General features: G+C 46.4%; 17 protein-coding genes. 6 read left to right on the forward strand and 11 right to left on the reverse strand.

The features are described 5' to 3' along the window. The first annotated feature begins 1 nt into the window (after position 1). The 3 genes from FN124_RS00130 (at position 2) to FN124_RS00140 (ending at position 2,068) form a co-directional block, all read left to right on the forward strand. On the forward strand, positions 2-841 hold the full coding sequence (locus FN124_RS00130; protein ID WP_142682772.1) for an AraC family transcriptional regulator: 840 nt from the start codon (positions 2-4) through the stop codon (positions 839-841). Between the two features lie 76 nt (positions 842-917). Continuing rightward, positions 918-1,214, forward strand: coding sequence for a VOC family protein (locus tag FN124_RS00135; protein WP_142682773.1), 297 nt, complete (start codon positions 918-920; stop codon positions 1,212-1,214). Continuing rightward, positions 1,211-2,068, forward strand: a complete 858-nt coding sequence (locus FN124_RS00140) for a class I SAM-dependent methyltransferase (RefSeq protein ID WP_142682774.1) — start codon at positions 1,211-1,213, stop codon at positions 2,066-2,068. Before FN124_RS00135 ends, FN124_RS00140 begins: the two co-directional genes overlap by 4 nt. Before the next feature lie 22 nt (positions 2,069-2,090). On the opposite strand, the gene FN124_RS00145 is transcribed toward FN124_RS00140, so the two are convergent. Both FN124_RS00145 and FN124_RS00150 read right to left on the reverse strand, forming a co-directional pair. After that, on the reverse strand, positions 2,091-2,804 hold the full coding sequence (locus tag FN124_RS00145) for a LytR/AlgR family response regulator transcription factor (RefSeq protein ID WP_142682775.1): 714 nt from the start codon (positions 2,802-2,804) through the stop codon (positions 2,091-2,093). Positions 2,805-2,814: 10 nt separating this feature from the next. After that, on the reverse strand, positions 2,815-3,894 hold the full coding sequence (locus FN124_RS00150) for a sensor histidine kinase (RefSeq protein ID WP_260607276.1): 1,080 nt from the start codon (positions 3,892-3,894) through the stop codon (positions 2,815-2,817). A gap of 199 nt (positions 3,895-4,093) precedes the next feature. On the opposite strand from FN124_RS00150, the gene FN124_RS00155 reads away from it, so the two are divergent. Next, entirely contained in the window at positions 4,094-4,555 is a 462-nt protein-coding gene (locus tag FN124_RS00155; protein ID WP_142682776.1) for a hypothetical protein, read from the forward strand. Between the two features lie 76 nt (positions 4,556-4,631). Here FN124_RS00155 and FN124_RS00160 read toward each other — a convergent pair whose 3' ends face one another. From FN124_RS00160 to FN124_RS00170, 3 genes are all read right to left on the reverse strand, one after another. Continuing rightward, positions 4,632-5,303, reverse strand: a complete 672-nt coding sequence (locus FN124_RS00160; protein WP_142682777.1) for a YceI family protein — start codon at positions 5,301-5,303, stop codon at positions 4,632-4,634. 127 nt (positions 5,304-5,430) lie between these two features. After that, positions 5,431-5,736: a DUF493 domain-containing protein gene (locus tag FN124_RS00165; RefSeq protein ID WP_142682778.1), complete on the reverse strand. Its 306-nt coding sequence runs from the start codon at positions 5,734-5,736 to the stop codon at positions 5,431-5,433. A gap of 87 nt (positions 5,737-5,823) precedes the next feature. Continuing rightward, complete coding sequence (locus FN124_RS00170; RefSeq protein WP_142682779.1) at positions 5,824-6,408, reverse strand: cysteine hydrolase family protein; 585 nt, start codon at positions 6,406-6,408, stop codon at positions 5,824-5,826. A 347-nt stretch (positions 6,409-6,755) separates the two neighbouring features. Between FN124_RS00170 and FN124_RS00175 the strand changes: the two genes are divergently transcribed. Then, positions 6,756-7,646 (forward strand): DUF2268 domain-containing putative Zn-dependent protease, encoded by an 891-nt coding sequence (locus FN124_RS00175; protein WP_142682780.1) that lies wholly within the window; start codon positions 6,756-6,758, stop codon positions 7,644-7,646. Between the two features lie 148 nt (positions 7,647-7,794). Continuing rightward, entirely contained in the window at positions 7,795-8,715 is a 921-nt protein-coding gene (locus FN124_RS00180; protein ID WP_142682781.1) for a hypothetical protein, read from the forward strand. A 21-nt stretch (positions 8,716-8,736) separates the two neighbouring features. Here the strand turns inward: FN124_RS00180 and FN124_RS00185 are convergent, their stop codons facing one another. The 6 genes from FN124_RS00185 to FN124_RS00210 form a co-directional block, all read right to left on the reverse strand. Next, complete coding sequence (locus tag FN124_RS00185; protein WP_142682782.1) at positions 8,737-9,651, reverse strand: helix-turn-helix domain-containing protein; 915 nt, start codon at positions 9,649-9,651, stop codon at positions 8,737-8,739. A 106-nt stretch (positions 9,652-9,757) separates the two neighbouring features. After that, on the reverse strand, positions 9,758-9,940 hold the full coding sequence (locus tag FN124_RS31290) for an SDR family NAD(P)-dependent oxidoreductase (RefSeq protein WP_260607277.1): 183 nt from the start codon (positions 9,938-9,940) through the stop codon (positions 9,758-9,760). A 192-nt stretch (positions 9,941-10,132) separates the two neighbouring features. Next, the gene (locus FN124_RS00195) at positions 10,133-11,035 is read right to left on the reverse strand and encodes an NmrA family NAD(P)-binding protein (protein ID WP_142682783.1); all 903 of its coding nucleotides are present in this window, start codon (positions 11,033-11,035) and stop codon (positions 10,133-10,135) included. 184 nt (positions 11,036-11,219) lie between these two features. Next, positions 11,220-12,062, reverse strand: a complete 843-nt coding sequence (locus tag FN124_RS00200; RefSeq protein ID WP_142682784.1) for a LamG domain-containing protein — start codon at positions 12,060-12,062, stop codon at positions 11,220-11,222. Between the two features lie 47 nt (positions 12,063-12,109). Further along, on the reverse strand, positions 12,110-13,534 hold the full coding sequence (locus tag FN124_RS00205; RefSeq protein WP_142682785.1) for a right-handed parallel beta-helix repeat-containing protein: 1,425 nt from the start codon (positions 13,532-13,534) through the stop codon (positions 12,110-12,112). Then, complete coding sequence (locus FN124_RS00210) at positions 13,495-15,114, reverse strand: RagB/SusD family nutrient uptake outer membrane protein (protein ID WP_185937029.1); 1,620 nt, start codon at positions 15,112-15,114, stop codon at positions 13,495-13,497. Before FN124_RS00210 ends, FN124_RS00205 begins: the two co-directional genes overlap by 40 nt. Between the last annotated feature and the right edge of the window lie 9 nt (positions 15,115-15,123).

A 15,123-nucleotide genomic window follows, 5' to 3' on the forward strand; every position in this document is an offset into this window, starting at 1 on the left:
CATGGCATTTACTGTTATCTTTACAGTAATACACTACGAAATGAGTTACCAGGTAATTCCGCCTCCGGCATCACTCAGAAATTATGTGCGTTACTTCTGGGTATTGGAAAACCCAACTACCAGCGTATCGCAAAAGTCCTTTACAGTAATGAGCAATGGGCTACCCGGGCTTATTTTCCAGAAAAACCCTGCACTGTTCACAGGTTTTGAGGGAGAACGGCTGCCACAGTTATTTGTATTCGGACAAGCGAGAAAGTATGGACAACTGCAGGGTGGCGGCAACTTTCGCACCGTTGGCGTCACCTTTGAGCCAACGGCGCTTAAGCCGGTATTTGGAATAAATGCAAATGAGCTTACTGATCAGAGCGCCTGCATCAGTCATCTTACAAAAACATCCCTGTGCGAACAGCTGCTCCATTGTAGCTCCGTACAGCAACAGGTTGCCTGTCTTTCTGAATTCCTGCTCACACAAACGCAACGTTACAACCACTACAACCCCAAACTGGTGTATGCTACAGCAGCCCTGCAACAAGGTAAAAGACTGTCCGATGTTTTACGCCAGCTGAATTTATCGGAGCGTTCCCTGGAACGCCTGTTCCTCGTTCATATTGGCATTACTCCCATTTTATATGCCCGCATCTGCCGTTTCCAGGCATCGTTATCGCTTTTACGGCAAAACAGCTTCCGCCCGCTCACAGACATAGCCTATTCGCTGGGCTACTTCGACCAATCGCATTTTATCCGGGATTTTAAATTATTTTCAGGCGTAAGCCCGCGCATCTACCAGCGTAAAGCCATTGAAAGAATGCCGGGCTTCCCGGAATGGGATCTGAAAAAATGAGTGTCGGTTTTTTACAATTTCTCCCAGACGGTGATGGCTAATTTTGTGGTATTACTGAATTTAAAATTGTAGAGAGATGAAAAACGCGATTAACTGGTTTGAGATTTATACATCGGACTTTAACAGGGCAAAGAAATTTTACACCACCGTATTTCAATGTGAACTGACGGATCTGGAGGTAAACAGCGACAGGCATCCGGAAATGCAGTATGCTGTTTTTCCCGCAGCTGAAAACGGGGCCGGCGCCAACGGCGCCCTGGTGCACATGAGCCAGGTAAAGCCCGGCAACGGAGGCACGCTTGTATACTTCGCCTCAGAAGAAATTAACGCGGAGCTAAGCCGGGTGGAAGCCGCCGGCGGTAAAACAATATGACCCAAGATAAAAAAGCAGTACCCGACAATACCGCAGTACGCACGGCGCTTTGGAGAGCCTTGCATGTTCAGACAGATGCAATGCCGCATATTATTGAAGACGAAATAGGTTTGAAGCTGGTAGTCCCGGATGCAGACTGGCAACAACGCCCGGATATGCACCCGGATTTTACAAAACGCCTCCGTGCTTCTATGGTGGCCCGTGCCCGGTTTATTGAGGATATGGTCCAGGAAGAATATAAACTGGGTACCCGGCAATATGTGATCCTGGGCGCAGGGCTTGATACCTTTGCCCAGCGGCAGCCACAGATCGCCTCGCAGCTGCAGGTATTTGAAATTGATCAACCCGGTACACAAACGTGGAAGCAGCAACGGTTAATAGAACTGGGCTTCGGCATTCCGGAGTGGCTCCATTTTGTTTCAGTGGATTTTGAGATTTCTTCCTGGTGGGAGCAATTGATCAAAGCAGGGTTTGATACCGGGAAGCCTGCCGTGGTGGCCTGTACAGGCGTTACGCTGTATCTTACCAGGGAGGCGATCTTTGCCACCCTGCGGCAAATGGCTGCACTTGCTCCCGGTTCAAAACTTGCTATGACATTCTATTTACCGTTAGATCTTATGGAAGAAGAAGACAGGCCGCTGCAACTGATAGCTGAAAAAGGCGCCCGTGCAGCCGGTACTCCTTTTATCAGCTTTTTTTCCCCGGAAGAAATGCAGGCGCTGGCCCAGGAAGCCGGGTTTGAAGAAGTGGAAATTGTATCTTCCGGCAATATCGCCAGGCGCTACTTTGCGGGGAGAACAGACGGGCTTAGTCCTGCAAGCGGGGAGGAATTTTTAGTGGCGCGTACCGTCTGACGGGGTGATCACCGGATGTGCCTTACCTCGCATTCAGTATCTTTTCCAGCTGCTCCTTAAAATTTCTCCCGATAGGGATCTGCTGGCCATTCAGTACAATGCGGTTCCTTTCAAGACGCACTATTTTCTGAACAGATACAATGAATGATTTGTGTACCCGCACAAAACGGTTTTGAGGGAAGATGTTCAGCATCGCTTTAATAGAGCCCTTCAGCAAAATCTTTCCTCCCTGCGTATAAATGATCGCATAATCTTTCAGGCCCTGTATATGTGTTACCTCGTTAAACTCCAGTTTAACCCGTTGTACACCGCTTTTTACAAAAATAAAATCAGGGTTGCCTTCCACGGGAATATCCTCAATATTGGAATGCTGTGCTTTCAATGCGAGGAACTCCCTGATCTTCGCTATAGCCTGGCTGAAACGATTAAAAGAAACAGGCTTCAGCAGGAAATCTATCACCCCCAGCTCATAGCCTTCAAAAGCATAGTTGCGGTAGGCTGTGGTAAACACAGTCAGCGGAGGATTAGTCAGTGCCTTCAGGAATTCAATGCCTGTCATTTCCGGCATTTCAATGTCCAGCAACAATACATCAGCGGGATGCTTTTCCAGGTAACGTAAAGCCGCTCCCGCATTCCCGAACATAACAACAGAATCTACTCCATCCATTCTTTTCAGGTGGCCATCCAATACTTCAAGGGCAAGCGGCTCATCATCTACAATAACAAATTTCAACATGGCAGGCAGTTTACAGTTCAATTACCAGTTTAGCCAGGAAGGACTTTTCCCGGTCTTCAAATTCAAGCTGATACCTGGATGGATAAAGCAGTTCCAGTCTTTTCCGTAAATTATCGAGCCCTATTCCTCCTTTGCTCTTACGGGTTGTAACAGCTGGTTTGGAGTTTTCTATAATTACCGTAAGTGTCGTTTTATGCAATTGGATATCCACTTTCAGCCAGCTGTTTTCAATTTGCCTGCTAAGTCCGTGCTTAAATGCATTCTCCAGCAAAGGCAATAATAACAAGGGGGCAATTTCCTCTCCGTTTAATTCAGCATGTATATTCAAAACAATAGCAGATCCGGCATTAAACCTGAGCCGCTCCAGTTCAATATAATTATTCAGGTAAGTGATTTCTTTCTCCAGCAAAACCTTTGCATCTGTGCTATCGTACAACATGTATTCCATCATATCAGACAGTTTCAGCACTATATCCGGCGCCAGCGCCGACTGTTTAAGCGTTAGTGCATACAGGTTGTTCAATGCATTGAACAGGAAATGGGGATTTACCTGTGCGCGTAGAAAATTAACTTCGGCATTCAGTTTTTCTACCGTGATCTTCTGGATCATAAGCTGCTGCCCATACCAGTCCATACTTAATTTGAGGGCCAGCATCAAACCGATATACCATAAAGTACTGAAGAAGTTGTATGATAATGATTCCACCAGGTTACTGTTGCGCATAGGCCCCACCACATAACCATACAGGTAATAATCGAACAGGCTTTGTGCTGCCAGGTATCCCAGCACAGAAATAACAACCGCGGTAAAATACGCCAGGTAGCGTTTCTTCAGGAGGTACCGGGGTAAAAAGTAATGCAGGTTAAGGTAAGCGATCACTATGAGCAAGGCAATTCTCACAGTAACACAGGCTACAAAATAAGGCATATTGGCTTTATATATCAGATACCTTTTCTCATATATAAAGAACCCCGTGATCAGCACCCAGTAAGCGCCATGCAGCAGGGCATGCCTTAAGGAAACACTGCGTTTTGAAAACGGCAGCTGCAGCGGTTTATCCAGGAACTCCATTTTCATATCATTCATCATAAAAGAAAATAAAAGTGCTTATCCCGCAAAATTATATCGACCAACAGCAGAAATAGTAGAGGAAGATAACAATAAAAAAGGAGGATGTTCATTCATCGATTATTTTGTTTGCTGCTCTACTAATTTTCTCCTTCGTTTTCTTTTCTGCTAATATTGTTACCAGGGATCCGACAAGTATTTTTCACTTAAACTTTTTACTATGAAACGTACAACATTTAACCGGGCATTCATCACCATATGTATGCTTACAGCGTTATGCTTCACAGCATTTAGCTTCACTCCAAAAGTAGGATTGGATAGCTATGAGATCTATCTTAACAACAAACTTATCCTAAAACAATCGGTCAACCAGCCTTTGAATTTAAGAGTACTGCAACTAAGCCAGGCAAGCTCCGGCGATCAGCTGCATATCATTTATAAGCACTGCGCTTTACAGGGAGCGGGCACTAACCGGAGCATCACCCTGAAAGATGAGAACGGGAATGCCTTGAAAAAATGGTCGTTTGCCAATGCCACCGGCTCTGATCTTAGTATGGTAATACCGGTAAAAGAGCTGCTGCAACTGGAAAAAATGAACGCAGCGCATCATCTCAGTCTTCATTACACGGCACGGGAACTTTATAAGGCAGAAGAAACACTTGCCTTTCTTCACTCCCGTTAACCGGTATTCGTGTGGAAGAAATAAAAAAGGGCCAGGTACAATATACCAGGCCCTTTTCTAAAATACAGTCAGCAACTTATTTCTTTGTTGCTTTCAGGCTGAAGCCAATTTCAACATCCTTACTGATCATCCAGTTCTCAGGGCTACCTTCAGTTTTGTAGTTGATACCCCAGGAAGATCTGTCGATCACGAATTTTGCATTTGCAGTAACATCGTTTTCGCCAACAGTGATCTGTGCAGGGAAAGTGATGTTCAGGGTGCTGTCTTTCAGTGTAAGGTTACCACTGATCAGATTGGTGGCACCAGCCAGCAGGCTTTTCTGCTTGGTGCTGTCGAAAGGCGCTACAGATGTAATTACAAATTTGGCTTGTGGGTGTTTGGCCACATCAAAGAAATCAGGGCTTTTCAGGTGCCCTTCCAGGTCGGCCGGTTTTTTATCAGGCTCAGTAACAGAAGCCGGATCCACCGCCAGGCTGCCCAGGTTTACATTAAAGCTACCGCCGGTAACTGCTCCGTTTTCAACGTTCAGGCTGCCATCAGTTACTTTGATGCTACCAAAGCGTGGTGCAAATCCACCTTTGTGGGTAGCGCGCCATTGAACAGTTGTAGTTGCGGTGTCAATTACATAAGCTGCGCCGGTGGCTACAGCCGCTTCTTTCTTTTCTTCGGTCTTCGCCTGGTCGGTCGAAGCGCCACCACATGCTGCAAGCGTGAGCAGCAGGGCAAAAGCAGGAACTGATTGCTTCATAAATTTAAATATAGTTTATGTGTAACTGGCCGAAATTACTTAATAAGGTTTAATCATCGTGCAATACATCGAAAAATGTCAATATTATAACAATTCGTTCATGTATGCATTTACCCGATGGCTGTTTTTACAGCATAATCACCGAGTCGATCTTCGACACCTCCTTGTAATAGGCAATCACCTCTTCCCCGTCCTGCACAAACACCTGCACCGTAAATGATTTATACTTACCGCCGGAAGAACTGGTTTCACTGATACTGGCGTTGGCATTGGCAAACATCGCCTTCAGATCTGCTATCTTGTCCTTATCCGCCTTGATAATAAACTTAAAAGTATATTCAGTGGGAAATACCACGGATTGCTGTAACAATGAACGAAAATTTTCATATGGATCTCCGTTTAAGCCGGCACTTACATTTTCACCTGTAGACATATTAATACTATTTATCCTGAATCAACCTGCAAAATAATCCCTTTTTTTTAACATCCAGGCAATATAACCGCAAAAGGGCCACCGGTACTATGCAGGTTGGTTTGCCTGCTTACTGTTAATCCACGCCTCTACGGTTGTTACCTCTGCCTGTTGGGGGAAAATCTTCTCCATCAGGAAAGTATGTACTTCCGGATCACGGTCCAGGCAGGCATCAGAAAGCACAGTAAGCTGGAAATCCTTATCAGCCGCCTCCCGCAGGGTTGAAAGGACCACACCGCTGGTAACCACGCCCGACAATACCAGGTGATGAATGTTCATGCCCCGCAGCAATACCTCCAGGTCGCTGCCTGTGAACGCACTGTACCGGCGCTTTACAACCACTGCCTCATTTTCTGCAGGGGCCAGCTGCGGCTCAATTTTCATCCACTGTTCCATATCCTGTTCCCGCAGGAATGCCGCCCTGGCACTAAAGGTTTTATTACGCGAACTGATTTCCGGCACACCTTTACGAAAACCTACTACCACGTAAATAACCGGCACCCCATTGTTCCGCGCACCACTGATCGCTTTTGCGGTTCTTTCTATTAAAGGGCCACCCTGTGGCAATCCCTTCAGCATCTGCTCCTGCATATCCATCACCAGGAGCGCTGTGTTTGTGCGTTGCTCTTCCATCGTTTTATATTTATTATTTCCCCGATAATTAATTCCGGTTGTTTGATAACTGCCGTTTCATAAACCACCAGCACCCTCATAAAATATCCTAAAATCAATGTGTGATTGCGTTACTCCCTTTCTCTCAAAATCATTTTGCTGCTAACATCACTTAGTCAGAACGAAAAAAAACACGACATTGTTGTGAAACTTAACGGGGATCAATTGGTGACGGCTCTATCCGTTTTAGATACAGTTTACATCAGCATCCGCACATGATAAGTTTTAAACAGTAAATCATCTCCCCCTGCAATTTTTTTTCTTCCCCGAATATTCTAATTTACATCCGCCATTTTAAAAAATCTGTTATGTTAAAATTTTGTCTGCCACTTCTGGCATTTGTAATTGTTAGTGCCCGTATCCAAGCCCAAACCGTTTTTTCCAGTGATCCCGACAGCTCCGTTTTTCTTACGAAAGACATTGATAATTTCTGGAAGGCTTTTGACCTTTTTAAAAAGGATACTACTGTCAATCCCTTTGGCAGTGGCTATATAGATATCGGCAGCGCGGGTGTGAAAGGATTCATCCCCGGCAGGATCACGAGCGCCAGCCATCTGTTCGGAGTGGTCAAAAAGCGCCAGGCCGAATATGAAAAAGTACGGGCCACCACCCTGCTGATGAAGGAAAAGGAAAAGCAATGCAGGAGCGCATTCTATGCGTTAAAATACTGGTATCCGGAGGCTAAATACCCGCCTGTCTATTTCGTAATCGGCGCCTGGAATTCCGGGGGTACATTTAATGAAGATGGACTATTTATCGGCGCCGAAAAACAAGCCGACATCAACAACGTTCCATTCATCGTAGCCCATGAGCTGATCCATTTCCAACAGAAGAACTGGCTGGAACACCCTACCTTATTGGAACAAAGTATTGTGGAAGGCAGCGCCGACTTCCTGGGAGAGCTGATATCCGGCGCAAATATCAACCAGCTTGTAGTTGATTACGGGAATAAAAATGAAGACAGGCTATGCAGGGAATTCATAGTAAGAATGGACAGTACCGAGCTCAAAGACTGGTTATATGATGTTTCCAGGAAAGATGACCGGCCCCGCGATCTCGGTTATTGGATGGGCTATAAAATTACACAGCAATATTTCATGAAGGCCGCAGATAAAAAACAGGCGGTAAAAGAAATTCTTGATATAAAGGATTATAAGACATTCCTCGCCAAAAGCGGCTACCTGGAAAAATATATGTAATAAGGATCCGGGCCGCGCCTGCGGCCCGGGCTGCAAACATACCTGAAATCAGCTACCAATATACGTTTCCGCACCTCAAAGTCTACTATTACAAGTAGCAAAAAAGGGAGTAAATAAGACTAACTTAAATAACCTAAATTCTTCAACCATGTCTACCTCTACTCCCCTCGCCTGGCTTGCCGGCGCTATGCTGCTTTTTTCCTGTAATAAAGATCATACATCGCCCGGTGGCACTGAACCCAAAAGCGGCGCAGAAACCGCATTCCCCGTTACATTTGATGCGGGTGGTTTTACACAGCAACTGGATAGCTTTGGAAGAAAAGCGGATGCAACGTTGTTTGCAAAAGACTCGTTGGATGGTCATGTAAAATACCTCTATTACAAAGTATACGGCACAGGTGCGCAGGCAGACCTGCGGCACGTGATCGTACAACAGGTGGGAACTCCTTCTTTTGGTATTATCAGGGATACATTACCACCAGGCAACTATAAATTCACATTGCTGGCCACCGGGGATGAATACCGCCCCAACATTACCAATGCGGGTTTCAAATATCCCGGCAGCGATGCTTTCAGTACCCACTTTGAGATGGTCGTTAACGGACCGGCCAACGCCAAAGTATCGCTGGACAGGATTGTAGCGCGATTGCAATTCATTATCCAGGATCCCCTGCCCGCGGATGCCGCATGGATGGATATACGGTTTGGAGGTATCCCGAGAGTATTCAATTTCCCCACAGGGCAAGTGAGCAACCCTGCTAACGGAGACGCCTATTCGAACTACACCGGATACAAGTTCCAGATACCAACATACAACCAGGGCAAACCGGGCTTTAAAACACAGGCTTATTTTCCTTTACAAGGCAGCTACACGGTTCCGTCTATTACTGTCATGTGCTGGGGTGCTAATGGCAACCTGCTGGCCAGCAAAGTGATCAATGATGTAAAGTTTGAAACCAATAAACGCACTGTATTGAAAGGCAATCTTTTCCCACCTGCTTCCAGCGGAATTGAAGTGGACCTTAACGACACCAAGTGGAAACCAGACAGTATAGCTGTATTCTATTGAATACAGCTATGCCCTTGCAGGTTAGTTAAAAGATTGCCTGAATTCCAATGGCGACTGGTTGGTTTTCGTTTTAAACAACCGGCTGAGCGACTGCGGATGTTCAAAACCCAGCTCGTAAGCGATTTCAGCAACCGATAATCCGGAAGTAGATAATTTCTCTTTCGCTTTTTCGATAAGTTTGTTATGAATGTGCTGCTGCGTACTTTGCCCCGTATAGGAACGCAGCATATCGCTTAAGTAACTTGCGGATATATTCAATTGCTCCGAAAGGTACTGTACAGTTGGAATTCCCTGCAATGACGGTTTCCCGGTATTGAAATAATCTTCCAGCACTTCTTCCATTTTTTGCAACACACTGCTGTTTGCAGCTTTTCTTGTGATAAACTGGCGCTTATAAAAACGGTTGCTGTAATTCAACAGCAATTCGATCTGCGAAATAATCACATCCTGGCTGAAATCATCTATCCGGCTGTTTAATTCCTCATCCATAATGGAGAAAATTGCCATAATAGTTGCCTTTTCCTTTTCCGACAAATACAATGCTTCATTGGCGGCGTATGAAAAGAAACCATATTCCTTTATTTTCTTTGCCAGAGGATAAGATAAAAAGAAATCAGGGTGTATAAGCAGTATATAACCTGAATGCGCCGAGCTGTCAGGAGATTCAAATAGTTGGTTCGGTGCGGTGAATACTAATCCTCCTTCGCCAAAGTCGTAGTAGTTTTGCCCATATCTGGCTTTCCCGCAAACCTGCATCTTATAGGCAATCTTATAAAAATTGAGCACAATTGAAGGAGGAAATTCACTGGCGTCAAACTTCATATTTCTGATGTCAATAAAACTTATCAAAGGGTGTAAGGGCATTTGCAGCCCAAACACCCGGTGAAAGTCGGATAATGATTCAAATTTATAAAGTGTATTCTCTTCCCTTTTCATAATGTAAATTTACAAAATAGATCTGTCATGTTTTACCAGGGTGTTTCACCGGTTTCGGGGTTATGCTTCTCACTGATGAATTTTCCGGTAGGGCCGTCGCTATCGATCATTGCGTATTTGGCAATGCGGCCCCACCTTCCTGTACAGTACCCGTTCCCCGGTAATTATTAAAGTCAGTGGCAAAAAAACCGGGACACACGGCATTCACTTTAAATGGCGTATCGCGCAATTCGTAGGCCAGGTTGATGGTATACATATTAAGCGCCGCTTTGGAGGAGTTGTAGAGCACTGCCTTGTGACTATAATATTTCCAGGTAGGATCACAGTGCAGGGTGAGCGAGCATCACAGCCACCCGGCCATTCTCCATACTACGGTTAACTATGTAAACGTAATATCCCTCTTGCAGTAACCGGCGGCAGTTTCAAAACCAATACCTTTATTAGCTCCTGTAACTAATGCTCTTTTCATTTGTGTTGGTTTTTACTGATGATAGATGAGCGCAAATTCTTTTGCAAAATCCACCAGTTTCACTTTACCCATAACAGGCCTGTTTTGGTAGTAATCATCGTATAGGCTGCCGCTTCCCTGTGCGGCCTGCATTTCCACCAACCCTTTCGCAATCCATTCATTCATCCCTGCCGCCAGCATATGATCCAGCATCTGTTCCCCTGGGATAACCAGCCATTTCAGATCCGGCTTTCCAATAGCCTCTCCTATAATTTTAGCCACTTCGTTGGGGGATACTTCTTCGCTTGCCAGATAGTGGATGGTTCTTCCGCTAAAGGGCTTTTCCATTTCTGCTGCAACAGCAGCTGCAATATCCAGGGGCGAAACCCAGGGCTCTTTCTGATCACCGCCATAACTTTGTATAATGGCTCCCTGATTTCTGATGGTTTCCATATACCTGAATATATTGGTGTAAAAGCTAACCGGCCTCATGAACTTTATGGCAACATCACCAGGTAATTGTTTAAGGATATTTTCCACGGTATTGTGAAGAAAAAGACTGCCGGTCCCCTTGTTGGTGTGGGCGCCAATACTGCTCAGATGTACAATGCGTTTTACCCCTGATTGCTCCACAGCCTGTTTGTAATTATTCCCGATGCTATTGAACGCCCCTATAAAATCTGCATCCTTATCGAATATACTGGCCATGCCTTCCCACGACTCCATCAGGTAAACAATATCTGCTCCCTTAAAGGTGGCCGCTAAAAAATCTGCGTCCTGCATAGTGCCTATGGCGGCTTTGGCACCGATGGCTTCAATTTCTTTTTTCCTTTCTTCTTTCCTGCTGATAACGGTTACGGTGTGTCCTTTCTGTACCAGCTCCTGTGTTAAAGGCTTTCCTATGTTCCCTAAAGAACCTGTAATAACGATATTCATTTTATTCCTGCTTTTGTTATTGCAAAGGTGAGCAAAGGGCAGAAAGCGGGTGTAACCTGATCGGGGAATTACTTAACCTAAATGAGTATATCAGCTGCCGGGGTAACAAAAAGGCGCCGCCTACAGATACAGTAATGGAAAATCCCATATGCCGCGCGGGCATATGGGATTCATCTTTTTAATGTCAGGATACCCTGTTACGTCCTACATAAATATTCTTTGCATTATAATAGGTATCTCCTGAGGGGCCATTGCTGCCACTGGCTCCTTCCATTTGCAGGTTAATGATAATATACATGGGCTTGCCCACAAAATTAGCCGTGTGCATGCCTTTCCATACACCATCTATATAATAATGAATATTCACATCGGTAGCGCTCACTTTGGTGATCCACGCGCGGTAAGTGTGCCAGCTGCCGGGAGATGAAACATTGGTTAAAATACTGGATACATCCTGCCAGGTCCTGAAAGTATTCTGCCAGTTGGTACTGTTTCCCTTAAATTCCAGTATATCACTTTCCGGCGGCCAGCTGTTCACACCGGTAAGCCAGAATGCAGGCCAGGAACCGGCTACAGAAGGCGCCTGGAAATCGCCCTCTACCTCCCAGTCGGGGAACTGGTCGTTTACCAGTACCTGCGCCTTGGCATGTACTGCCCCACTGTGGTAATGAATAGGCAAATAAGGATCACTGCTGCTGTTCCCTTCATTCCAGTTGATACGTGCCGCCTTAAGCGTAAGAACACCTGCATTCAGATAAATATGGTTGTGATCTGAGGTGCTCCCGTACATACGTGCGGTACCGTTATGATCGGAACCCCACGGATACAGGTAGTTCCAGGCTGCTTCAAACGCGGAATAGCTGGCAAACGAACTGTTATCAATCACCGTTTCCCAGGTAACGGTTGCTGCAACCGCAGATTTCTTTTCCTGTGTGATGGGCTGAAGATCTGCGGTAGCAGATTGTTTACTGCAGGAAAGGGCCGCTGCGCAGGTGAGCGCCAATAGGATTTTCATACTTGTGTTCATAAATGGAATTTTTATAGTGAAAAATAAAATGCGTTTATCTCACCCTCCTATTTCCCATCTACTCCTATATTCTGATATGCCGGTAAAGGGTTCCCATACAGGTCTGTGGCAATGCTATCCGGTAACGCAATGCCTTTCTGCAAAGCCGGCGAGCCCTGTTGCAACCGGAATGCTTTCAGCGCTTCCATTCCTTGCATACCGGGCAACGGCGTGGCATGGAACTGCGGATCTTTTGTAACTGCGGCCTTATCTGCCGGGCGATTAAGATGCGTACCGAAATAAAGGTTATTGCTGTAAAAATTACGTTTGCTTTGATTCATCACATAATCTGCAGTGCTTTTTGTGTAGAAGATATTGTTGGCAAAATAAGTACTGTCGGCGTAGCCAAACCAGTTACCCATTTCCACCAGTGTGCTATCCATTTTAATATCTCTTTCCGGCAGGTAAATAACATTATTATAAATGCGGGTATTCACTACGGGACCGGTTATATGAAAAACCGGTGCAAAACCGGCATGCTTGCCGGTGGTACGTAAACCATCATTCACGCTTACGTTATACCGCACAATGGTGCCTTTGTTGCTGCAGCTCTGCGGGGCGTGGGCGCTGCCATCGTCGCATACCAGCAAAAAGCCGCCATCGTTATCATGACTGTAATTATACTGGATCACGGTATTGTTGCAGTTCCAGTCGGAATCGAAACCCTGACCATCCCAGGGGGCTTTATGATCGCTTACCTCGTTGTATTGAATAAGCGCATTATCACAGCTCCAGGGCCATATCCCCGCGGCAGATTCGCTGTCGGGCAACAGGCGCGGGCAATCGCGCATGGTGTTATGCTCTACCAGCACACCGTTGCAGCCGGTAGGCACAATGCCATCGCCGGGCACTCCTTCTATCAGGTTGCCACGGATCACTACATGTTCATTGGGGAACCAGTCGGCCCTGGACCAGTTGCCGTTCACCAGGATGCCATTCCGCTGGCAACGCCTGATGGTACAATCTTCTACCAGGATACTGTCGAACCGGGAACGGGTTTGCCGGCCGCTATTGCTGAAAATAATACCTGCGCCGCCACCGTCTTTTTTTACAAGGCTTCCATTCACATCATGCACATCGAGCTGCTTCAGGTAAATAGCAGAGGCAGTACCATAGTTGGTTAACTGCACCAGCACGCCTGAGCGATGAGCTCTGGCATCCGAGCCATAATTGGAGATATCCAGGTTGCGGATCTCCCAGCCTTCTGCGTTCTGTAAATACAGCGCCGCAGGCATAACACCGTTGCCTTGTATGCGGGGCTTGTATCCTTCTCCATATTGATCAATGGTGATCAGCTGCTGTGCATGACCACTTCCCCGGGGCTTCAGTTGCCCCTCATAAATACGGCCTGAGCGAAAACGGATCTGATCACCCGGTTCAAAAACCTGTGCGTTCACCCGTTGTAAACTGCGCCAGGGCTGTTGTTCCGACAACCCGTTATTGGCGTCTTCTCATACTTAAACGTAGTGGCGTTGGTACGGGTTATTTTTACGCCATATACGGGCGAATTAAATAATGCCACACCCAGTTCCCAGCGGCGCACATCCCAATAGCGGTGCTCTTCAAATGCCAGCTCTACTCTCCTTTCATTGCGTATTTTAGTACGCAATGTGGCGGTATTCCACTGACCTGCCTGCAATAAAGGCATTTTCACTGAAGCGCGGTCCCGCACTTTATTCACCGCCTGTATAGCAGTTAAGCCAAAGCCCTGCGGATCCTGGTCGGGACCATAGGCTTCGTTCATAGCTTCTGCATAGTTGAGATATATTTCACCCAGGCGGAATAATATCCAGGTATGCACACTGGTTTTATTCAGCAATAGATCCAGGTTTTCATCTACATATTTCTTGAGGTAATAGCCTGTTTTGGTGGCGCGGTCTACCCCCGCTCCATCGCGGCCACCGGTGAAGGCTTTCACCGCGCGGCCTTTCCATTGTGAGTTATTGAGGATCACGGTCATGGCTAAACGTGGATCGCGGTTATCATACGGATGCTGCGCATGATCAGGGTTATTCCAGTTAAAGGCACTGCCATCCGTCATCTCATAGGCATCTACGAGGTTTTGCGTGGGTGTGGTACCACTGCTTCCGCCATCATAGCCAATAGGATAATTGGCGCGTTCAAAACCATTATTGGCTGCATAGCGGTGGGCAAAAATGATCTCCTTGCTGGTAGTGCTGCGGAACAATCCACGGTAGTTACTTTCCAGCTGGTATACATTCAGGTCGATCACTTCTTTGGCCGCTTTTGCCGCTGCTACCCACCGTTCTTTCACATGTCCCTTATTATTCAGATCACTTGCATAATAAAGCAGCATCCGGCTTTTCAGTGCCAGCGCAGCTCCTTTGGTGGCTCTGCCCAAATCGTTATCGGCTACTGTTGCGCCGAGGTGCGCTGCTGCAGAATCGCATTCTGAAACAATGAACTGTACACATTCATCGTAGGAGCTCCGCGAAAGGTTAAGGCTGTCGGATAAGCCCAGTGTTTTGGTAATAAGCGGCACGCCTCCATAGCGGGTAACCAGGTCAAAATAAAAGTAGGCGCGCAGGAAGCGGTTCTCATAACGCCAGCGCTCCAGGTCGGCCGTCATATTGCGGTAGGTTTGCTGCGCGGTAGCATCCGGGTTGAGCTTATACATATTGAGGTCCACGTTACCGGATTGTTCCAGGTAAAGATTGGTACGGCGTATAGCCGCATACGTGGCATTCCAGTTGTCGTCCGGGTTGATGTAGGGATTCCAGCTGCCGTTATTATAACGTTGAATGGCGCTGCCTTCCCAGGTGAACTCCGCATCGTCTGTGGCCGCGTCCAGCATGGCATTGTCAAGCCGGTTAAAGCCATCAGGCAGGTAAGCGTAGGTGCCTATAAGGAAATCACGGGTACGGGCATACGATGAAAATACTTCATCTTTGGTAAGCTCTGTACTGATCTGCCTGTCCAGGAAGTCTTTCTTACAGGAAGCTGAGATGATGGTAACTACTCCTGTAAAAAATAACCAAAACTTATATTTCATAAAATTGAA

Origin of the sequence: Chitinophaga polysaccharea, assembly GCF_902150045.1 — a bacterium.
Classification (GTDB): domain Bacteria; phylum Bacteroidota; class Bacteroidia; order Chitinophagales; family Chitinophagaceae; genus Chitinophaga; species Chitinophaga polysaccharea_A.